Source organism: Pseudomonas paraveronii (assembly GCF_963681955.1).
Classification (GTDB): domain Bacteria; phylum Pseudomonadota; class Gammaproteobacteria; order Pseudomonadales; family Pseudomonadaceae; genus Aquipseudomonas; species Aquipseudomonas paraveronii.
On record NZ_OY817130.1, the window covers coordinates 2,068,210 to 2,087,102 of the forward strand.

Sequence of the window (18,893 nt, forward strand, 5' to 3'; positions counted from 1 at the left end):
GGTTGGTGCCCATAAGGGCCGACAGCATTTCCCTCATCCATAGGGAAGCCCTCTCTAAATTCCGATTCAGTAGTGTGGTATTTCCTCAAATGAAAGTGTTGAAAAGCCAGGACATCCTGGCGTTGGGCTTTATGACCTTTGCCCTGTTCGTGGGCGCCGGCAACATCATCTTCCCGCCTATCGTTGGTTTGCAGTCCGGGCCCCATGTCTGGATGGCGGCGTTGGGTTTCCTGATCACTGCAGTCGGGCTACCGGTGGTCACGGTAATCGCCCTGGCCAAGGTCGGCGGCGGTATGGACGCGTTGAGCAGCCCGATCGGCAAGATCGCCGGTGGCGTGCTGGCGGCGGCGGCGTATCTGGCGGTAGGGCCGCTGTTCGCCACCCCGCGTACCGCGACCGTGTCCTTTGAAGTGGGCCTGGCGCCGTTGACCGGCGAAAGCCCGCTGGCCCTGTTCCTCTACAGCTCTGTGTACTTTCTGGTGGTGTTTTTCGTCTCCCTGTACCCCGGCCGCTTGCTGGACACCGTGGGCCGTTTCCTGGCACCGCTGAAAATTATCGCGCTGTCCATCCTCGGTATCGCCGCGTTTGCCTTGCCGGCCGGTGAAGTGGGGGTCGCGACCCCGGAATATGTGTCTGCGCCGTTCTCCCAAGGCTTTATCAATGGTTACCTGACCATGGATACCCTGGGCGCGCTGGTGTTCGGCATCGTGATCGTCAACGCGATCCGTTCCCGTGGGGTCGAATCGCCCAAGCTGATCACCCGTTACGCGATCATTGCCGGGTTGATCGCCGGCGTCGGCTTGGCGCTGGTGTACATCAGCCTGTTCCGCCTTGGAGCGGGCAGCCATGAAGTCGCTGCCGGTGCCGCCAATGGCGCCGCTGTTCTGCATGCCTACGTGCAACACACCTTTGGCTCCCTGGGCAGCGGCTTCCTGGCTGTGCTGATCTCCCTGGCCTGCCTGGTCACCGCCGTCGGCCTGACCTGTGCCTGTGCCGAGTACTTCAGCCGAATCCTGCCGCTGTCCTACAAGACCCTGGTGGTGATCCTGGCGCTGTTCTCGCTGTTCGTGTCCAACCTGGGCCTGACCAAACTGATCGCGTTCTCGATCCCGGTGCTCACCGCGATCTACCCGCCGTGCATCGTGCTGGTGGCTTTGAGCTTCTGCAAAGACTTTTGGCAGGAGCAGAGCCGCATCGTTGGCCCGGTGATGCTGGTGTCGTTCATCTTTGGCTGCATCGATGCGCTCAAGGGCGCCGGCCTGGCGGGTTGGATGCCGTCGCAATTGGCCAACCTGCCGTTGAGCGAGCAGGGCCTGGCGTGGCTGGTGCCATCGGTGATGATCCTGGTGGTTGCTGTGGTGGTGGACCGTATGCTCGGCAAGCGCAGCGAAGCCATCGCGTAACGCACGCTTCAGGCTGTACCGAAATGCCCCGTATCAATCGATATGGGGCTTTTTTTTGCGTGACGGGCAGTGTCTTTTCCAGTGGGCTAACGTCGAAGGGGTAACGAAAAGCTCCAGCCAGCTCCCACAGTTTCCCTCTGCTGTGTATAAGGACCCGCATGCCGTTTATCGAAGCCAACCTGATCCACCTGCTTGCCGCACTCTGGTTTGTTATCTGTTGGGGCGGCTACACCCGTTACGCGACCTGGAAAGCCCGCGACACTGCCTGCCTGGCCAGTGTGCTGCACCTGTATCGCGAAGACTGGATGCGTCGCATGCTGCTACGCGACAACCGCATCGCCGACGCCAGCGTGATCGGCAACCTGGAGCGTAACGCCTCGTTCTTCGCTTCGAGCACCTTGATCATCCTTGCCGGCATTCTCACGGTGCTGGGGGCGTCCGAGCGAGCCGTGTCGTTGTTGGCGGACATCCCCATGGTGCAGCAGGCGTCCCAGGGCATGTCGGAGATCAAGTTGCTGTGCCTGGCGCTGGCGTTCGTCTACGCGTTCTTCACGTTCAGCTGGTGCATGCGCCAGTACAACTTCGCGGCCGTGCTGGTGGGGTCGGCGCCGATGATCGGCGAGCGGCACGTGTCGGAGCAGGAGCGCAAGGCGTTTGCCCTGCGGGCGGCGCGGGTCATTTCGATGGCGGCCAACCAGTTCAACTTTGGCCTGCGCGCTTACTACTTCGGCATGACCATGCTGGCGTGGTTTGTCAGCCCCTGGCTGTTCATGTTGATGAGTGCCGGGGTGGTATTGGTGCTGTATCGCCGGGAGTTTCATTCCGACGTACTGCAAGTGATGGTGTATACGCAGACCGACACGCCGCTGCCGGACGTGGCGAAAGAACCGCTGGTATAGAACACTGCGGGTTTTGTCCGACTTATCGCGCCTCGCCCAAGTGCTAAATACATCAGGCAAAGTAAAGCCCGCTATCTAAGCGGGCTTTCTTTTTGCAGCCAAGCTATTTCAAGCCCCGGTATCAAGAACCGGTTGCTGGGGTAGCAGGGGCTGCTTCTTGTGTTGCAGCTTTGTTCGATTCGGCCTGAGCTTTGGCAGCATCGGCGTTTTCTTTCGCAGCGTCGTTCACTTTATCTTGTGCGTTCGCCATATCTTTCTGAGCTTGCTCGGAATGCGCGGCGGCATCTTGGGCTTTGTCTTCGGATTTTTTATCGCAGGCAGCCAGACCGAGGGCGGCGGCCAACATCATGGAAATAGCTAAAGTCTTGCGCATGGGTGTTTCTCCTTAGTGAAGATATCTACTGGCCTTTCGAGCATATGGGGCCAGCATTAGTTCCTTTTATCCCGCAGATATATAAAGCATTTTTCCAAGGAACTTTCCCCGACGGTCCATACTCCGCCGGACCCACACTCATAAGAGCCTGAACCGAATGACCGAAAACTCCTTGTTGGAGCGTGCCAAACGCTTTATTTCGGCTCTGCGCCATTGCCAGGTGCTGGGCATTACCGTTCATCATGCCAGCGAGGAGGGGATCACCCTGGTCCTGCCCTACGGCCCGACGATCGTTGGCGACCCCCAGACGGGCGTCATCCATGGTGGCGCGTTGACTTCATTGATGGACACCGCCTGCGGCATGGCCACCCTCTGTGTGTTGCCGGAGTTCGAGGTGTGCCCGACCCTGGACCTGCGCATCGACTACATGCATCCCGCCGAACCGCACAAACCGGTGTATGGCTTCGCCCAGTGTTACCGCGTGACCACCGACGTGATTTTTACCCGTGGTTTCGCTTACCAGGACGACCCGCAACAACCCGTCGCTCACGCGGTGGGCACGTTCATGCGCATGGGCAAGCGCCTCAAGGGCGCACAAGGGTTGGGCAACACGATCAAGGGAGAGCAGGCATGACTCATTCATTCAAGACGCGTCTGGAGCAGGCCCATCAGTGCGGCAACTATGAGGCGCTGCTCGACCTGATCCCCTATGCCAAGCTGATCGGCATCGAATGCACGCGGATAGGCGATGAGCTGCTGTTCCGCCTGCCGGCGAACAAGGACAACATTGGTAACCCGATATTGCCGGCGCTGCACGGCGGCGTGATTGCAGGCTTTATGGAGCTCTGCGCTGCGTTGCACCTGCTGGTGTTCACCGGCGCTCCGGGCCTGCCGAAAATCATCGACTTTTCTCTGGATTACCTGCGTGCCGGCCAGTTTCGCGACACATACGCCAAATGCCAGGTCTGGCGCCAAGGTCGACGGGTGGCAAATGTGGCGATCACCGCCTGGCAGAGCACTGCGGCCGAACCCATTGCCACCGCTCGCGCGCATTTCAAGATCGAGGAAGTGCCCCGCCCTTGAAATTCTGGTCTTAGCCCCCAACTTTGATGACAACCCGCCGCCAACCCTCTAGGGCGCGGCCACTGCCATCCAATTGGAGTTTGATGACCATGAGTGTGGAAACTCAAAAGGAAACCCTGGGCTTCCAGACCGAGGTGAAGCAACTGCTGCACCTCATGATCCATTCGCTGTATTCCAACAAGGAAATTTTCCTTCGCGAATTGATCTCGAACGCCTCTGACGCTGTCGACAAATTACGTTTCGAAGCCCTGTCCAAGCCGGAGTTGCTGGAAGGCGGCGCCGAACTGAAAATCCGCGTGAGCTTCGACAAAGACGCCAAGACCGTCACCCTCGAAGACAACGGTATCGGCATGAGCCGCGAAGAGGCGATCACCCACCTGGGGACCATCGCCAAATCCGGCACCGCCGACTTCATGAAGCACCTTTCGGGCGACCAGAAGAAAGATTCGCACCTGATCGGCCAGTTTGGTGTGGGCTTCTACTCGGCTTTCATCGTCGCCGACAAGGTTGAAGTGTTCAGCCGCCGCGCAGGCCTCGCCGCCAGTGAAGGTGTGCATTGGTCTTCGAAAGGCGAGGGCGAGTTTGAAATCGCCACCGTCGAAAAGGCTGATCGTGGTACGCGCATCGTGCTGCACCTCAAGGCCGCTGAAGATGAATTCGCCGATGGCTGGCGCCTGCGCAACATCATCAAGAAGTACTCCGACCACATCGCCCTGCCGATCGAGCTGCCGAAAGAGCAAGCAGCCGCCGAAGGCGAAGAAGCGCCAGCCGTTGAGTGGGAAACCGTCAACCGTGCCAGTGCCCTGTGGACCCGTCCGCGTACCGAGATCAAGGACGAGGAATACCAGGAGTTCTACAAGCACATCGGGCACGACTACGAAAACCCGCTGAGCTGGAGCCACAACAAGGTCGAAGGCAAGCTGGAATACAGCTCGCTGCTCTACGTACCGGCCCGCGCGCCGTTCGACCTGTACCAGCGCGAAGCGCCAAAGGGTCTGAAGCTCTACGTGCAGCGCGTGTTCGTGATGGACCAGGCGGAATCGTTCCTGCCGCTGTACCTGCGCTTTATCAAAGGCGTGGTCGACTCCAACGACCTGTCGCTGAACGTGTCGCGGGAAATCCTGCAGAAAGACCCGATCATCGACTCCATGAAGTCGGCGCTGACCAAGCGCGTTCTCGACATGCTGGAAAAACTGGCGAAGAACGAGCCTGAGCAATACAAAGGTTTCTGGAAAAACTTCGGCCAGGTCATGAAAGAAGGCCCGGCGGAAGATTTCGCCAACAAGGAAAAAATCGCCGGCCTGCTGCGCTTTGCGTCCACGCTGGGCGAAGACGGCGAGCAGGTGGTGTCCCTGGCCGAGTACCTGGCACGCGCCAAGGAAGGTCAGGACAAGATCTACTACCTGACTGGCGAAACCTACGCTCAGGTCAAGAACAGCCCGCACCTGGAAGTCTTCCGCAAGAAAGGCATCGAAGTGCTGCTGCTGACTGACCGTATCGATGAGTGGCTGATGAGCTACCTCAGCGAATTCGACGGCAAGACCTTTGTCGACGTGGCGCGTGGTGACCTGGACCTGGGCAACCTGGATTCCGAAGAAGACAAAAAAGCCGCTGAAGAAGTGGCCAAGTCCAAGGAAGGCCTGGTTGAGCGGATCAAGGCTTCCCTGGGCGATGCCGTCAGCGAAGTGCGGGTTTCCCACCGTCTGACCGACTCTCCGGCGATCCTGGCCATCGGCGAGCAGGACCTGGGCATGCAGATGCGTCAGATCCTCGAAGCCAGCGGGCAGAAGGTGCCGGATTCCAAGCCGATCTTCGAATTCAACCCGGCTCACCCGCTGATCGAGAAACTCGACGGCGAACAGAGCGAAGAGCGTTTTGGCGACCTGTCGCACATCCTCTTCGATCAGGCGGCCCTGGCCGCTGGCGACAGCTTGAAAGACCCGGCCGCTTATGTGCGCCGACTGAACAAGCTGTTGGTTGAACTGTCAGTTTAAACCCGCTGTAGAAAAACCCGCTTCGGCGGGTTTTTTCATTTGTGCCCCTCAACTGGAGTAAATGATGAGCCAAGTCACTGTGCGTTCCGTGGTCTATCAGATTAATGGCCAATCCTATGAAAGCCGCCTGGCCTTCGATGCCAGCCAAACCGGCCCGCTGCCGGGACTGCTGATGGCGCCGAACTGGATGGGGGTGAGTGCGGGGGCCGAAGAGATTGCCAAGCGCGTCGCCAGCCAAGGCTACGTGGTGCTGATCGCCGACCTGTACGGGCAAACCGTGCGCCCGTCGAATAACGATGAAGCCGGTGCGGCGATGATGCCGTTGAAGAATGACCGCCCGTTGCTGAACAAGCGCATGCAGGCCGCGTTAGCGCAACTGCAAGGCCAGAGCGAAGCTGCGGTGGATACGTCCAGGTTGGCCACCTTCGGTTTCTGCTTCGGCGGTTGCTGTGCGCTGGAGCTGGCGCGCACCGGCGCACCGTTGAAGGCTGCGGTGTCGTTCCACGGCACCCTCGACACACCAAACCCGGCGGATGCGAAGAACATCAAGGGTTCCGTGCTGGTGTTGCATGGTGCTTCCGACCCGCTGGTGCCAAAAGCGCAACTGCCGGCGTTCGAAGATGAGATGAACGCGGCCGGTGTGGATTGGCAACTGCTGAGCTATGGCGGTGCGGTGCATTCCTTCACCGACCCGCAGGCCAATGTGCCGGGCATGATGATGTACGACGCGAAGACCGCTGCGCGGGCGTTCCAGTCGATGCATAACTTGTTGGATGAAGTGTTCAAGGGCTAAGTCTCTAGCGTCTGTCCTGGCCTCGTCGCGAGCAAGCCCGCTCCCACATTTAGCCGCGTTATGCGGTGGAATGTGGAAGCGGGCTTGTTCGCGAATGCTATCTCACCGGCAACTCAATTCTTTCGGTTTCACCGGGAACCGTCGGCCAATCCCCCGCCGCCCAACGCTGCCTGGCCTGCTCGATCACGGCCGGATCGCTCGCCACAAAATTCCAGTTGATCCGGCGTGGCCCATCCAGCGGCGCGCCGCCGAACACCATCAGGTGACAATCGGTCTCGGCAGACAGAGTCATCTCCTGTCCGCTCGGCAACACCACCAGGCTGTGTGCCTCAAGCGGCTCACCGTCCAACTGCGCGTCACCCTCCAGCACGTACACCGCGCGTTCCTCATGCTCGTCTGGGATCAGCAGGGTGGTGGCCGTCTGCATCTGCACGTCGGCATACAGCGTGGGCGATAGGACCGGCACCGGTGATTTGAGGCAGAAGCCATTGCCCGCGATCAGGCGGATCTGCACGCCCAGGTTGTCACTGGCCGGCAAGCTAGCCGCCGGATGGTGGCTGTAGTGCCCTGGCCCGGTCTCGTGGTCCTTGGGTGAGGCGAGCCACACTTGCAGCCCATGCAGGCTGAATCCCTTGGCCTTGAGTGCTTCGGGCGTGCGTTCGACATGGGCAATCGCGCTGCCGGCAGTCATCCAGCTCACGTCGCCGGCCGCCACCAACTGGTCCGAACCGAGGCTGTCCTTGTGCTGCAAGGCGCCTTCAAACAGGTAGGTGAGGGTCGACAGGCCGATATGCGGGTGCTGGCGGATATTCATACCGCTGCCCGGCGCATAGCGGGTCGCCAGCATATGGTCGAAAAACACGAACGGCCCGACGCTGCGACATTCCCGCGATGGCAGCGGGCGCAGGATGGGCTGGCCTTCGACATCTTCGAGGCGAGGGCGGATCACGGTGAGGGTGGTCATGGTGCGTCCCTGTCGGAGCGGGTTGGATAGCCCAGAGCATAACCCGCTCGACCGGAGGTTGCCGCTATTGGCTGAAGGCGCCTTCCGACAATTTCGTTTCGATACTCACCTCGGCGGTGGTCATCAGCTTGTGTATCGGGCAGCGGTCGGCGATGCGGTGCAGTTCGTCGCGTTGCTGATCGGTGAGCACGCCCTTGAGCGTCAGCTTGACGTTGAGCACGTACTTGCCCTTTTGCTCTTCGCTGTCGTCGTGGGTGACTTCCACGGTTACGCCGGTCAGCGGGATGCCCTTTCTCTGCGCATACAGCTTCAGGGTCAGGGCCTTGCATGACGCCAGGGCTGCGTCGAAATAGTCATGGGGCGAGGGGGCGGAGTCGTCACCGCCCAGGCTTTTGGGCAGATCGGTGAACAGCTCGTGGTTATCGATGTTGAGGCTGTGGCGGAAGTTGTCGGCATTCAGGGTGTTGACGGTAACGGTCATGGCGAACCTCTCAAGCGTGGCAGGAAGAAAGTCATGCAGTTATAGAACATGCTGGCACTCAGGTGTTCCAGGATTTTTTCCAGGACGCGGCGGGCATGACTCCCGTCATCAAGCCCAAAAAAAACGCCCCGAACCAGTCGGGGCGTTTTCATCTGATCAAGCTGCGGGGCTTACTTGCCCTGCCAGCGTTTCAGCACCAGGGTGGCGTTAGTGCCACCGAAGCCGAAGCTGTTGCTCATCACGGTGTCGACTTTTACGTTTTCAACGGTCTTGGTCAGGATCGGCATATCGGCGACGACCGGGTCGATCTCTTCGATATTGGCCGAGCCGGCCATGAAGTTGCCTTCCATCATCAGCAGGCAGTAGATCGTTTCGTGAACGCCGGCGGCGCCCAGGGAGTGACCGGACAGGCTCTTGGTGGAGCTGATGGCGGGTGCCTTGTCGCCGAATACCGCGCGCACACCTTCCATTTCCTTGGCGTCGCCGACCGGAGTCGAGGTGCCGTGGGTGTTCAGGTAGTCGATCGGGGTATCCACGGTGGACAGGGCCATCTGCATGCAGCGGATGGCGCCTTCACCGCTTGGCGCAACCATGTCGTAGCCGTCGGAAGTGGCGCCGTAGCCGACGATTTCCGCGTAGATCTTCGCGCCACGGGCCAGAGCGTGTTCCAGCTCCTCGACCACCACCATGCCGCCGCCGCCGGCGATGACGAAACCGTCACGCTTGGCGTCGTAGGCGCGGGAGGCCTTTTCCGGGGTGTCGTTGTACTGGGTGGACAGGGCGCCCATGGCGTCGAACAGGAACGACTGGCTCCAATGTTCTTCTTCACCACCGCCAGCGAACACGATGTCCTGCTTGCCCAGCTGGATCTGCTCAACCGCGTTACCGATGCAGTGAGCGCTGGTGGCGCAGGCGGAGGAGATCGAGTAGTTCACGCCCTTGATCTGGAACGGCGTGGCCAGGCAGGCGGAAACGGTGCTGCCCATGGTCCGCGTGACACGGTACGGGCCAACGCGCTTCACGCCTTTCTCGCGCAGGATGTCCAGCGCTTCCATCTGGTTCAGGGTGGACGCGCCGCCGGAGCCGGCGATCAGGCCGGTACGCACGTTCGAGACCTGATCGTGGCTCAGGCCGGAATCGGCGATGGCGTCCTTCATGGCCAAGTAGGCGTAGGCGGCAGCGTGGCCGACGAAGCGGTAGATCTTGCGATCTATCAATTCTTCGAGGGGCAGGTCGATGGAGCCGGAAACCTGGCTACGCAGACCCATTTCGGCATATTCCGGGTTGAAGCGGATGCCAGGGCGACTTGCACGCAGGTTAGCGGTGACGGTCTCTTTGTCATTGCCCAGGCAAGAAACGATGCCCAGACCAGTGATAACGACGCGGCGCATGCGGATAACCCTTAAAAGTTTTCAGTGGAAGTGAATACGCCGACCCGAAGGCCTTCGGCAGTATAGATCTCGCGACCGTCGACAGTCACCGAACCGTCGGCGATGGCCAGGTTCAGCTTGCCCTTGAGGACGCGCTTGATTTGAATGTTGTAGGTGACTTTCTTGGCGCTTGGCAGAACCTGGCCAAAGAACTTCACTTCGCCCGAACCCAGGGCGCGACCGCGGCCCGGCAAGCCTTGCCAGCCGAGGTAGAAGCCGACCAGTTGCCACATGGCGTCGAGGCCCAGGCAGCCCGGCATGACAGGGTCACCTTCAAAATGGCAGGCAAAGAACCACAGGTCCGGAGTGATATCCAGCTCGGCGACCAATTCACCTTTGCCGTACTTGCCACCCTCTTCGCTGATATGGGTGATGCGATCCACCATCAGCATGTTCGGGGCGGGCAGTTGCGCGTTACCTGGGCCGAACAGCTCACCGCGACTGCAGCGCAGCAGGTCTTCCCGAGTAAAGGCGTTTTGTTTGGTCATGCGAGCTCCTCAATAATCCCATGCGGCAGGGTAGGGCAAATCTTCCCGGTACCGACGACGCGTTCATGCCTCATATCGGCAGCCTACACATAGACTATTGCGTTGTAGTGAAAGTCACAGCGTCAAGGCACTGAATGTACACTTGTTCACTGAAATTATAAACCGGGCCTGTTTAGCGGTCCGTTCGGGTGCCTAAGACTGCCGCACTTTCGTCTTTCACGCCAGTCGCAGTTGGCTAATGGCGTGGCGCTATTGCACCCAGCGCTGCAGGATTTGCTGCAAATCCGTGCGTTTGAACGGCTTGGCCAGGTAATCGTTCATTCCGGCGGCCAGGCAGAGTTCGCGGTCACCCTGCAAGGCGTTGGCGGTGAGGGCGATGATCGGCAGGTCGGCACAGCCCGGCAGGTGGCGAATCTGCCGGGTGGCTTCGTAGCCGTCGATCAGCGGTAACCGGCAGTCCATCAGGATCGCGGTGAAAATCAGGCTCTCGGCGCTGCGGATAGCCTCGGCGCCGTCGGTGGCCAGGCTCACTTCAAAACCCAGGCTGCGCAGCATCGCTTCGACCACGGTACGGTTGACCGGGTTGTCTTCCACCAGCAACACATGCCGGCCATTGCCCGCGCTGGCTTTGCCTTCGGCGTTGGCGGCAATGGCCGGCACGCTGTGCTGGTCGATGGCCAGCGGGATTTCCAGGGTGAACACCGAACCACGGCCTTCTTCGCTCTGCGCGCGCAGGGTGCCGCCCATGCGTTCGGCCAGGGTCCGGGCGATGGGCAGGCCCAGGCCGGTGCCGCCGTAACGTCTTGAAATGGAACTGTCGGCCTGCTGGAAGGCATCGAACATCAGTTCCAGGCGCTCGGCGGAAATGCCAATGCCGCTGTCGCGCACGGTGCAGGTGAACCACACCAGTTCATGGTCGAGGGGTTGCCAATGGGGCTCGACGCTGACGCTGCCGTGCTCGGTAAACTTGAGTGCGTTGCCGATCAGGTTCACCAGAATCTGGCGGATACGCGTCGGGTCGCCCTTCACGCGCAACGTGTCCAGGCCCTGCGGGATCGGCAATTCGAGGCTCAGCCCGCGCTGCTGGGCGCTGTGCTGGAAGGCCTGGGCGCAGCTGTTGATCAGGTCCGCGAGGTTGAACGGAATGTGCTCCAGCTCCAGAGCGGCGCGTTCGATGCGCGAAAAGTCGAGGATGTCATTGATGACCTTGAGCAAATGCTCCGTGGACTCGGAGGCCAGCGCCGCATATTCGGTCTGCTCTTCGGTCATCTCGGTGGTTTCCAGCAGTTGCAGCATGCCCAGCACACCGTTCATCGGCGTGCGCAGCTCGTGGCTCATCATCGCCAGGAAATCCGACTTGGCGTTGTTCGCCCGCTCGGCTTCCTCGCGGGTCTGGATCAACTGGGCCATGGCCTGCTGCTGTTCGCGGCTGGCCTGGTTGAGGCCTTCGGCAAGGTTGTTGATGTGTCGCGAGAGGTCGCCGAGCTCCGAGTCATCGACAATCGGCAGCGGGGTCTTGTAGTCGCCTTGCTGGATCGCCTTGACCGCATGGCCCATGGCGCTGATCGGCTGCGACAGGCTGGCGGCCAGGCGCCGCGCGAGCAGGAAGGTAAACAGCAGGGCGAACAGCGCGAGCACGCCGGCCTTGAACAGAATCTCCTGCTGGCGCTGGCTGAAGGCATCGTTGGACATGCCGACGATCACCCGGCCCAGGTAGTCGGCACGCGGCGCCTTGGGTTCGTTGAGGTTGTCCTGGAAAAAATCATTGCCCAGTTGGATATGTTGCAGGCGGATCGGTGCCTGGAACACTTTGACCGACAGCGAACGGTCGTGATTTTCCGAGGGTTGCTCGACGTACACCAGGATGTTCTCGGCGCTGTCCTGAATCTCCAGAAAACGCACATGGGGCGTGGCCAGCGTCGCGCGCAGCAGGCTGTCGAGCACGTCGTTGTTGCCGGAGATCACCCCATATTCGGTGGCCGGTGCCAATTGGTTGGCGATCAGTTGGCCGGTGTGGTCCAGTTCCTGGCGCAGGTCCTGGATGCGCACGAAGGTGAAGAAGCTGATCAACAGCAACGTCAGTAACAGTGCCGGGCCCAGGGTGATGAGCTGGGTGCGGGTGTTGATGTCCCAACGACGACGCAAGGTCATGGGCGTTTTTCTCCTTCGGCCAGGCGGGCGGCGACGTTGGCTTCGTCGACCTGTTCGATGCCCAGTGAGCGTGCGACTTGCGGGTTGCCCATGACTTTGAAGTGTTCCGGGTACAACGTGCGCGGCCAGCCAGCGGGCGGGTGGTCGAGCAGGCGGTCGAGCACGGCCAGCCAGTCGGTCTGGTCGCTGTAGGTGCTGGCCAGGCTGCCGGCCTTGACGAACCCGGCATTCGGCCCCACCAGCGGCAGTTGCCGGGCGTAACTGCTCAGCAGCAGGTTCTTCGCGGTTTTCGGGTTGTATAGCTGCGGGTCGTCAAGACCGAGCAGTACATCGCTGTTTCTGAACAAATGCAGCAGTGGGCGGCTGTCGTTAGTGTCGTCCCAGCGTTGGGGCACGATCTCCAGGCCCATCGGCGCGGCGTACTGGCGCAACTCGCGGAGCAGGAACTCACTGTCGGCGCCGTAGAGCACGCCGATGCGCCTGGCCTGGGGCAGGATTGTGGCGATCAGCCGCAGTTGGCGCTCCAGCGGCGGGTCACTCCACAGCAGGCTGATTTTGGCCGGTACGCCCTGGCCCAGGCGCTGGCGTGCCTGCAGGCGGCTGATGCGCAACACCAGGGTCGACGGGCCTTGGGCATCCTGCAGGCGCCAGTCCAGGCTGGGCAGGTCCAGCAGGATCAGGCGCGTACCGGCGGGTAATTGGCTTGGGCCGGGTAGGTCGGTGAGCGGCGTGAAGGTCACGTGGTCGTCGGGGCGCTGCAGGGCAAGCGCCTGGACGAACGCCTGCACCCCGGCGCCGTCTTCGGCGGCGGTCAGCAGGATATCGGCGCTCCAGGCCGGTACGCTCAGCAGCAGGCACAGCAGCAGCAGGCCGCGTTGCCAGCGTCTGGGGAGAGAGAGGAGGGTCGTCCGTGACTGATCGCCCATGTCAGAACTCTAACTCCGCGCTGAAGTAGAGCACTTGGCGATGGTCGTAGTTGTTGTCGGCCCAGGTGGTGGGCTGGTCATCCAGGCGTTGTTGCAACATGCCGGCCAGCTCCACGTTGGCTTTGCCCAAGGCGATGCGCTTGGCGACGCGCAGGTCGACCCGTTCGAAGCGATAGCGGTTAAGGGCGTCGTCGCCATAGTAGAACAAGGCGCTGGACCAGCCTTGCCCCCATTCGCGCAACCAGCCGGCCGAACCGCTGTTGCGTGCGGTTTGCGCCTTGTCCAGCGGGTTGGTGGAGCTGGCGTCGACGTAAGCATAGGTCAGCCGCAGGCGATCGGCGTTGCTCATGCGCCAGTCGAATTGGGATTCCGCGCCGGTAAAGCGCGAGCTGTTGGCGTTGCTGGCAATGTACTGATTGTTGCGCAGCGGCGAGCTGATCATGTCGGTGATTTCGTCGTAGAACAGTTTCACGTCCATGTTCAGACCGATGTCGGCAAAAAAGCCGTTATAGCCCAATTCGCGGGATTTCATCAGCTCTTTATCGAGGTTGCCCGGGCCGCGTGTCGCGACGAAGTACTGCCCGGAATTTTGTCCGTAGGCCGGCGAGCTGAGGTTGGTGACGCGGTAGCTCCAGTTGACGTTGTTCTCGAACATGTCCGGCGAACGGATCGCTTCGGAGTACACCGCGCGCAGGCCGTGGCGCGGGTTGATCAGGTAGTTGACCGCCACCCGCGGCGTCAGCGAGTTGCCGCTCAGGTGGGTGTCTTCGTACATGGTGCCGCCCTGCAGCAACCAATGCTCGCTGGCGCGCCATTCAAGCTGGCCGAACAGGCGCCAGGTGGTGTCATCCAGGGTGCCGTTGAAATAGGTGTCGGAGTCGGCGCGGTCATAGCGATAGTTCATACCGCTGACCAGGCGCAAGCTGTCGGACAGGCTCAGGGTGTCCTGGACCTCCAGGTCGTAGCGGCTTTCGCGGGTGCTTTGGTCGATGTCGCCGCATACGCTCTGGCTGGCGCCGTTGCGCCATTGGTCCAGCACTTGGTTGCCCAGTGCTTGTTCGTCGGCACTGCCGGGGGGCGCAACACCTTGGCTGTAGGTGTCCATGTGCCGGGCCAATCGCTCGGCGTAATTGGGGTTGAGCTGCCACAGTCGGGTCAGTTCCGGGCTGAACGACACCTTGGCATCACAGGCTTTCCAGATCTGCCGGCGGTCCCATTGTTGGGCCGAGCCCTGGATATACAGACTGTGTTCGGGATTGAAATCGAAATTCCAACGCAGGGAACCGGCATAGTCCTTGGCGGCGACGTCGGAATTGTTGCCGCCTTCGGTAATCCCGGCGAATACCGGCGCATAGGTATAAGGACGCTGATTGGTCCCTTCCTTGGCATTCAGTTGCCAGTCGATGCTCTGTTGCGCGTTCAGCGTCTGGCTCACCGCCAGACTGAAGCGGTTGAGACGCCGACCGTCACGGCGGTCGGCGCCCACCGCGTCGTTGTCAAAGCCATCATCCTGCTGCCCGGACAGCGACAGGCGCAGGTCGCCGGTTTCCCAGCCCACGCCCTGGCTGGCATAAAAATCATTGATCCCGCGCTCGCCGCGTACCACTTTTATCCTTGAACCGTGGCTGTTAGCCGGTGACCGCGTGAGGATATTCACCACCGCCATCAACGCGTTGGCGCCGTAGCTGACGGTGTTGGGCCCGCGAAACACTTCGATCCGCTCGATATCTTCCATGGCCACTGGAATATCACTCCAATCCACCGTGGCCAGGCCGGCACGGTAAACCGAGCGGCCATCGATCAAAACCTGCATGCGTCGCGCATCACTGGCATTGGTGCCGTGGTAGTTCACTGCCGCCTGATTGCCGCTGGTGTAGCCGACCATCATGCCCGGCACCAGCCGCAGCAGCTCGGCGATGTCGCGTGCGCCGCTGGCCTTGATCAGTTCGCTGTCGATCACGGTCATGCTGCCGGGCACGGCGGCGGCCGATTGTTTGAGGCGTGTGGCGGTCAGCACCTGCGGCAGCGGTTGGTTGTCGAGGAACAGGTCGTCGGCGATCGCCGCACCGCTGCACAGCAACATCAACCACAGAGATGAACGGGGAGTAGGGCCCAAATACACGACACGGCCTTGATAATTACGAATAGCCGACCATGTTAACCGAGGCTGGGCCATTTGCCAGTCGTTGTCCTTGCAATTCCCCCGCGCCGGTATGGCATTTTCCGACAGGCATGTGAATTGATACGAGGGCTGGCCGCAAGCGGGGGGCTCCGTATAATGCTGCCATCGCCACTGGTATGGATTAACGGATTGCATATGACTGAACAGCGCCCTATTGCGGTCCTGGGAGGCGGAAGTTTTGGTACCGCCGTGGCTAACCTGCTGGCTGAGAACGGTCATCCGGTGCGCCAGTGGATGCGCGATCCCGAACAGGCCGAGGCCATTCGCGTCCATCGAGAAAACCCGCGCTACCTTAAAGGCATCAAGATTCATCCGGCGGTCGAGCCGGTCACCGACTTGCAGGCGACCCTGGAGGCCTGCGAGCTGTGTTTCGTCGCGCTGCCTTCCAGTGCCTTGCGCTCGGTGCTCGCGCCCCACGCCGAACGCCTGGCGGGCAAGCTGCTGGTCAGTTTGACCAAGGGCATCGAGGCGCACACCTTTAAGCTGATGAGCGAAATCCTCGCAGAGATCGCCCCGCAGGCGCGCATCGGCGTGCTGTCCGGGCCGAATCTGGCGCGGGAAGTGGCCGAACATGCACTGACCGCCACTGTGATCGCCAGTGAAGACGAAGCCCTGTGCGAGCGGGTCCAGGCCGTGCTGCATGGCCGTACCTTTCGCGTGTACGCCAGTGGCGATCGCTTCGGCGTCGAGCTGGGCGGTGCGCTGAAAAACGTCTACGCGATCATTGCCGGCATGGCGGTGGCGTTGGGCATGGGCGAGAACACCAAGAGCATGCTGATCACCCGTGCCCTGGCAGAAATGACCCGCTTTGCGGTGAATCAGGGTGCAAACCCGATGACCTTCCTGGGGTTGGCGGGCGTGGGCGACCTGATCGTCACCTGCTCGTCGCCGAAAAGCCGCAACTATCAGGTCGGTTTTGCCCTCGGCCAGGGCTTGAGCCTGGAAGACGCGGTGACGCGCCTGGGCGAAGTGGCCGAGGGGGTCAATACCCTCAAGGTGCTCAAAGCCAAGTCCCAGGAAGCGGGTGTGTACATGCCGCTGGTCGCCGGGCTGCATGCGATCCTGTTTGAAGGGCGCACCCTGAACCAGGTCATCGAATTGCTGATGCGCGCCGAGCCGAAAACCGATGTCGACTTTATTTCCACCAGTGGTTTCAACTGAGGAACGCGTCATGAACGATCCGAAAGCAGCCCCCAAGTACGAGTCCATTGTCCTTCGCATCCTGTGGATGCTGGTGTTTGCCCTGGTGTGGCAAGTGGCGCAGTTCCTGCTCGGTGCGCTGGTGGTGGTGCAACTGATTTACCGGCTGGTCTACGGCGCGCCGAACCTGGGCCTGATGAATTTTGGCGACAGCCTCAGCCAGTTTCTCGCGCAGATCGGCCGCTTCGGCAGCTTTCACACTGAGCAAAAGCCCTGGCCATTCGCCGACTGGCCGACGCCGCGTGCGCCGGAAGGCGAAGCCGCCCACAGCGTGCCGCCAGCACCGCACCCGGTACGTGATGAAGAGCCAAAACTGTGAAACTGTGGATTTTGCGCCACGGCGAAGCCGAAGGGCACGCCCGCACCGATGCTGAGCGCAAGCTGACCGAGCAGGGCCGGGCCGAAGTCTTGCGCAGCGCGGCGCACCTGATCGGCCAGCCCATCAGCGCGATCATTGCCAGCCCGTATGTACGGGCACAGCAGACCGCGCAGCTGGTGCGTGAAGCGCTGGGCTTCGCGCCGGACATCCGCACCGTGCCCTGGCTGACGCCGGACTGCAACCCGCAGCAGGTGCTGGAGAAACTCGACACGGATGACAATGTGCTGCTGGTCAGCCATCAGCCGCTGGTCGGCAGCCTGATCAGCTTTTTGCAGCATGGCCATCAGCGTCAGCCGTCGCCGATGTACACCGCCAGCCTGGCGGAGTTGGAGGGGGAATTCCCGTTGGCGGGGCTGATGAGCCTGGTTGGCGTGAAGCATCCGTAGGCACTTTCGCTGCTTTGTGTGTGCTATATAGTCAACCGAGCAAGTGCTTGGTTGGCTATCATCGGATCACAAAGGAGCGCGTCCCATGCCCGTCGCTTTTCGTTTGCCGTTGCAGGTCTTCTTCGAACGTGAAGCGCGGCATCCGCGCAAACCCTTCCTGGTGCAGCCTGTCGGCGGCGGCGAGGTGCAGACCCTGACCTGGGGCGAGGTCGGCCACCAGGCCCGCTGCGCCGCCCACTGGCTGCGCGCCAGGGAACTGCCCCAGGGTTCGCACATTGCCCTGATCTCGAAAAACTGCGCGCACTGGATCATTGCCGACCTGGCCATCTGGATGGCCGGGCATGTCTCGGTGCCGCTCTATCCCAACCTCACCGCCGATTCCGTCGCCCATGTGCTGAAGCACTCCGAGGCGGTGCTGGTATTGATCGGCAAGCTCGATGACTGGCCCGCCATGGCGCCCGGGGTTCCAGCCGACGTGCCAACCATCAGCCTGCCGCTGTGCCCGGCGGGCGACTTCGATTTCAGTTGGGCTGACCTGCAAGCCTATTCACCGATCCAGGATGAGCCGCGACCTGCCGCTTCGGACCTGGCCACCATCATCTACACCTCCGGCACCACCGGTCTGCCCAAAGGCGTGATGCACAGCTTCGATGCCTTGGGCTTTGCCGCCACGCGAGGCACCGAATTGTTCGGCCTGGGGGAGGACGACCGGCTGCTGTCGTACCTGCCCTTGTGCCATGTGGCGGAGCGGATGTTTGTGGAGATGGCTGCGATCTATACCGGGCAAACCGTGTATTTCGCCGAAAGCCTCGAGACTTTTCTGGCGGACCTGCGTCGGGCACGTCCGACGGCGCTGTTCGGGGTGCCGCGTATCTGGACTAAATTCCAGATGGGCGTCTACAGCAAGATCTCGGCAAAACGCCTGGACCGCCTGTTGCGGCTGCCTTTCATCGGCAAGCGCGTGGGCCGCAAGGTGCTCGCCGGTCTGGGCCTGGACGCGGTACGCATTGCGCTGTCCGGCGCGGCGCCGGTGCCTGAGGCCTTGCTGCGCTGGTATCAGCGTCTGGGGCTGGATGTGCTGGAGGTGTATGGCATGACCGAGAGTTGCGGCTATTCCCATGTGTGTCGTCCCGGCCAGCAGACGATCGGCTGGATCGGCCTGCCGTGTCCGGGCGTTGAAGTGCGTATCGACCCGCAGGGCGAAGTGCAGGTGCGCAGTGGCGCGACCATGCTCGGCTACTTCAAGGACCCGGAAAAAACCGCCGAAACCCTCACCCCCGACGGCTTCCTGCGCACCGGCGACAAGGGCGAGCAGGACGCCGAGGGCCGGCTGCGCCTGACCGGTCGCCTCAAGGAAATCTTCAAGACCAGCAAGGGCAAGTACGTGGCCCCGGCGCCGATTGAAAACCGCCTGGCCGAACATGCGCGGATCGAACAGGTGTGTGTGGTCGGCGACGGCCTGCCCGCGCCGATGGGCCTGTGTGTGCTGTCGGCGGTGGGGCCGGCGGATGTGCGCCAGGCTTTGCACAGTAGCCTTGAGCGCTGGCTGGAACAGGTCAACGCGGCGCTGGACAAGCATGAGCAACTGCGTCAATTGGTGGTGGTGAAAGACAGTTGGGCGGTGGAGAACGGCTTTCTGACGCCGACCTTGAAGATCAAGCGCAACGTGATCGAATCGACCTACGGCCCGCAGTTTCAGGTGTGGAGCGAGCGCACCGAAGTCATTCTGTGGCAGGATTAGGGCCATCATAAAACCAATAG

The 18,893-nt window shown here is 61.4% G+C and carries 18 protein-coding genes; 10 read left to right on the forward strand and 8 right to left on the reverse strand.

What is annotated here, in order from left to right; genetic code table 11:
- The first annotated feature begins 89 nt into the window (after window positions 1-89).
- Together brnQ and U5A08_RS09495 are read left to right on the forward strand one after the other, a co-directional pair.
- On the forward strand, window positions 90-1,403 hold the full coding sequence (brnQ, locus tag U5A08_RS09490; RefSeq protein ID WP_253394428.1) for a branched-chain amino acid transport system II carrier protein: 1,314 nt from the start codon (window positions 90-92) through the stop codon (window positions 1,401-1,403).
- A 158-nt stretch (window positions 1,404-1,561) separates the two neighbouring features.
- Window positions 1,562-2,302 carry a DUF599 domain-containing protein gene (locus U5A08_RS09495; protein ID WP_321851301.1) on the forward strand — a complete coding sequence of 247 codons (741 nt, stop codon included), beginning with the start codon at window positions 1,562-1,564 and terminating at the stop codon, window positions 2,300-2,302.
- Between the two features lie 121 nt (window positions 2,303-2,423).
- Here the strand turns inward: U5A08_RS09495 and U5A08_RS09500 are convergent, their stop codons facing one another.
- Window positions 2,424-2,675 (reverse strand): hypothetical protein, encoded by a 252-nt coding sequence (locus U5A08_RS09500; protein ID WP_253394432.1) that lies wholly within the window; start codon window positions 2,673-2,675, stop codon window positions 2,424-2,426.
- A 157-nt stretch (window positions 2,676-2,832) separates the two neighbouring features.
- Here U5A08_RS09500 and U5A08_RS09505 point away from each other — a divergent pair, with 157 nt between their 5' ends.
- The 4 genes from U5A08_RS09505 to U5A08_RS09520 all read left to right on the forward strand — a co-directional run bounded on the left by U5A08_RS09505 (window position 2,833) and on the right by U5A08_RS09520 (window position 6,545).
- Entirely contained in the window at window positions 2,833-3,309 is a 477-nt protein-coding gene (locus tag U5A08_RS09505; protein WP_321851303.1) for a PaaI family thioesterase, read from the forward strand.
- Window positions 3,306-3,758, forward strand: a complete 453-nt coding sequence (locus U5A08_RS09510; RefSeq protein ID WP_247396466.1) for a PaaI family thioesterase — start codon at window positions 3,306-3,308, stop codon at window positions 3,756-3,758. Before U5A08_RS09505 ends, U5A08_RS09510 begins: the two co-directional genes overlap by 4 nt.
- Before the next feature lie 89 nt (window positions 3,759-3,847).
- Window positions 3,848-5,752 (forward strand): molecular chaperone HtpG, encoded by a 1,905-nt coding sequence (gene htpG / locus U5A08_RS09515; protein ID WP_253394437.1) that lies wholly within the window; start codon window positions 3,848-3,850, stop codon window positions 5,750-5,752.
- 64 nt (window positions 5,753-5,816) lie between these two features.
- Window positions 5,817-6,545, forward strand: a complete 729-nt coding sequence (locus U5A08_RS09520) for a dienelactone hydrolase family protein (protein ID WP_321851304.1) — start codon at window positions 5,817-5,819, stop codon at window positions 6,543-6,545.
- A 97-nt stretch (window positions 6,546-6,642) separates the two neighbouring features.
- Here U5A08_RS09520 and U5A08_RS09525 read toward each other — a convergent pair whose 3' ends face one another.
- The 7 genes from U5A08_RS09525 to U5A08_RS09555 all read right to left on the reverse strand — a co-directional run bounded on the left by U5A08_RS09525 (window position 6,643) and on the right by U5A08_RS09555 (window position 15,107).
- Window positions 6,643-7,509 (reverse strand): pirin family protein, encoded by an 867-nt coding sequence (locus U5A08_RS09525; RefSeq protein ID WP_253394440.1) that lies wholly within the window; start codon window positions 7,507-7,509, stop codon window positions 6,643-6,645.
- A 64-nt stretch (window positions 7,510-7,573) separates the two neighbouring features.
- Window positions 7,574-7,990, reverse strand: a complete 417-nt coding sequence (locus tag U5A08_RS09530; protein WP_321851305.1) for an OsmC family protein — start codon at window positions 7,988-7,990, stop codon at window positions 7,574-7,576.
- Between the two features lie 170 nt (window positions 7,991-8,160).
- Window positions 8,161-9,381: a beta-ketoacyl-ACP synthase I gene (fabB, locus tag U5A08_RS09535; protein ID WP_253394442.1), complete on the reverse strand. Its 1,221-nt coding sequence runs from the start codon at window positions 9,379-9,381 to the stop codon at window positions 8,161-8,163.
- 11 nt (window positions 9,382-9,392) lie between these two features.
- A complete protein-coding gene (gene fabA / locus U5A08_RS09540) occupies window positions 9,393-9,908 on the reverse strand; it encodes a 3-hydroxyacyl-[acyl-carrier-protein] dehydratase FabA (RefSeq protein ID WP_247396474.1) in 516 nt (171 codons plus the stop codon).
- Window positions 9,909-10,157: 249 nt separating this feature from the next.
- Window positions 10,158-12,059 carry an ATP-binding protein gene (locus U5A08_RS09545; RefSeq protein ID WP_253394443.1) on the reverse strand — a complete coding sequence of 634 codons (1,902 nt, stop codon included), beginning with the start codon at window positions 12,057-12,059 and terminating at the stop codon, window positions 10,158-10,160.
- Window positions 12,056-12,985, reverse strand: coding sequence for an ABC transporter substrate-binding protein (locus U5A08_RS09550; protein WP_321851306.1), 930 nt, complete (start codon window positions 12,983-12,985; stop codon window positions 12,056-12,058). The genes U5A08_RS09545 and U5A08_RS09550 overlap by 4 nt, the downstream gene beginning before the upstream one ends.
- 1 nt (window position 12,986) lies before the next feature.
- Window positions 12,987-15,107, reverse strand: a complete 2,121-nt coding sequence (locus U5A08_RS09555; protein ID WP_321851308.1) for a TonB-dependent receptor plug domain-containing protein — start codon at window positions 15,105-15,107, stop codon at window positions 12,987-12,989.
- Window positions 15,108-15,302: 195 nt separating this feature from the next.
- On the opposite strand from U5A08_RS09555, the gene U5A08_RS09560 reads away from it, so the two are divergent.
- The 4 genes from U5A08_RS09560 to U5A08_RS09575 all read left to right on the forward strand — a co-directional run bounded on the left by U5A08_RS09560 (window position 15,303) and on the right by U5A08_RS09575 (window position 18,873).
- Entirely contained in the window at window positions 15,303-16,328 is a 1,026-nt protein-coding gene (locus tag U5A08_RS09560; protein ID WP_247396483.1) for an NAD(P)H-dependent glycerol-3-phosphate dehydrogenase, read from the forward strand.
- Window positions 16,329-16,338: 10 nt separating this feature from the next.
- Entirely contained in the window at window positions 16,339-16,686 is a 348-nt protein-coding gene (locus tag U5A08_RS09565) for a DUF4389 domain-containing protein (protein ID WP_017734316.1), read from the forward strand.
- On the forward strand, window positions 16,683-17,132 hold the full coding sequence (gene sixA, locus U5A08_RS09570; protein ID WP_321851312.1) for a phosphohistidine phosphatase SixA: 450 nt from the start codon (window positions 16,683-16,685) through the stop codon (window positions 17,130-17,132). The genes U5A08_RS09565 and sixA overlap by 4 nt, the downstream gene beginning before the upstream one ends.
- Before the next feature lie 85 nt (window positions 17,133-17,217).
- Complete coding sequence (locus tag U5A08_RS09575; protein WP_321851313.1) at window positions 17,218-18,873, forward strand: AMP-binding protein; 1,656 nt, start codon at window positions 17,218-17,220, stop codon at window positions 18,871-18,873.
- Window positions 18,874-18,893: the final 20 nt, after the last annotated feature.

What these genes read in the sequence shown, in the direction of transcription:
- U5A08_RS09550 (WP_321851306.1), bottom strand. Translation starts at nt 12,985, where the DNA reads ATGGGCGATCAGTCACGGACGACCCTCCTCTCTCTCCCCAGACGCTGG.
- U5A08_RS09520 (WP_321851304.1), top strand. Translation starts at nt 5,817, where the DNA reads ATGAGCCAAGTCACTGTGCGTTCCGTGGTCTATCAGATTAATGGCCAA.
- fabA (WP_247396474.1), bottom strand. Translation starts at nt 9,908, where the DNA reads ATGACCAAACAAAACGCCTTTACTCGGGAAGACCTGCTGCGCTGCAGT.
- U5A08_RS09545 (WP_253394443.1), bottom strand. Translation starts at nt 12,059, where the DNA reads ATGACCTTGCGTCGTCGTTGGGACATCAACACCCGCACCCAGCTCATC.
- U5A08_RS09525 (WP_253394440.1), bottom strand. Translation starts at nt 7,509, where the DNA reads ATGACCACCCTCACCGTGATCCGCCCTCGCCTCGAAGATGTCGAAGGC.
- U5A08_RS09505 (WP_321851303.1), top strand. Translation starts at nt 2,833, where the DNA reads ATGACCGAAAACTCCTTGTTGGAGCGTGCCAAACGCTTTATTTCGGCT.
- U5A08_RS09510 (WP_247396466.1), top strand. Translation starts at nt 3,306, where the DNA reads ATGACTCATTCATTCAAGACGCGTCTGGAGCAGGCCCATCAGTGCGGC.
- U5A08_RS09575 (WP_321851313.1), top strand. Translation starts at nt 17,218, where the DNA reads ATGCCCGTCGCTTTTCGTTTGCCGTTGCAGGTCTTCTTCGAACGTGAA.
- htpG (WP_253394437.1), top strand. Translation starts at nt 3,848, where the DNA reads ATGAGTGTGGAAACTCAAAAGGAAACCCTGGGCTTCCAGACCGAGGTG.
- brnQ (WP_253394428.1), top strand. Translation starts at nt 90, where the DNA reads ATGAAAGTGTTGAAAAGCCAGGACATCCTGGCGTTGGGCTTTATGACC.
- fabB (WP_253394442.1), bottom strand. Translation starts at nt 9,381, where the DNA reads ATGCGCCGCGTCGTTATCACTGGTCTGGGCATCGTTTCTTGCCTGGGC.
- U5A08_RS09530 (WP_321851305.1), bottom strand. Translation starts at nt 7,990, where the DNA reads ATGACCGTTACCGTCAACACCCTGAATGCCGACAACTTCCGCCACAGC.
- U5A08_RS09495 (WP_321851301.1), top strand. Translation starts at nt 1,562, where the DNA reads ATGCCGTTTATCGAAGCCAACCTGATCCACCTGCTTGCCGCACTCTGG.
- U5A08_RS09560 (WP_247396483.1), top strand. Translation starts at nt 15,303, where the DNA reads ATGACTGAACAGCGCCCTATTGCGGTCCTGGGAGGCGGAAGTTTTGGT.
- U5A08_RS09565 (WP_017734316.1), top strand. Translation starts at nt 16,339, where the DNA reads ATGAACGATCCGAAAGCAGCCCCCAAGTACGAGTCCATTGTCCTTCGC.
- U5A08_RS09500 (WP_253394432.1), bottom strand. Translation starts at nt 2,675, where the DNA reads ATGCGCAAGACTTTAGCTATTTCCATGATGTTGGCCGCCGCCCTCGGT.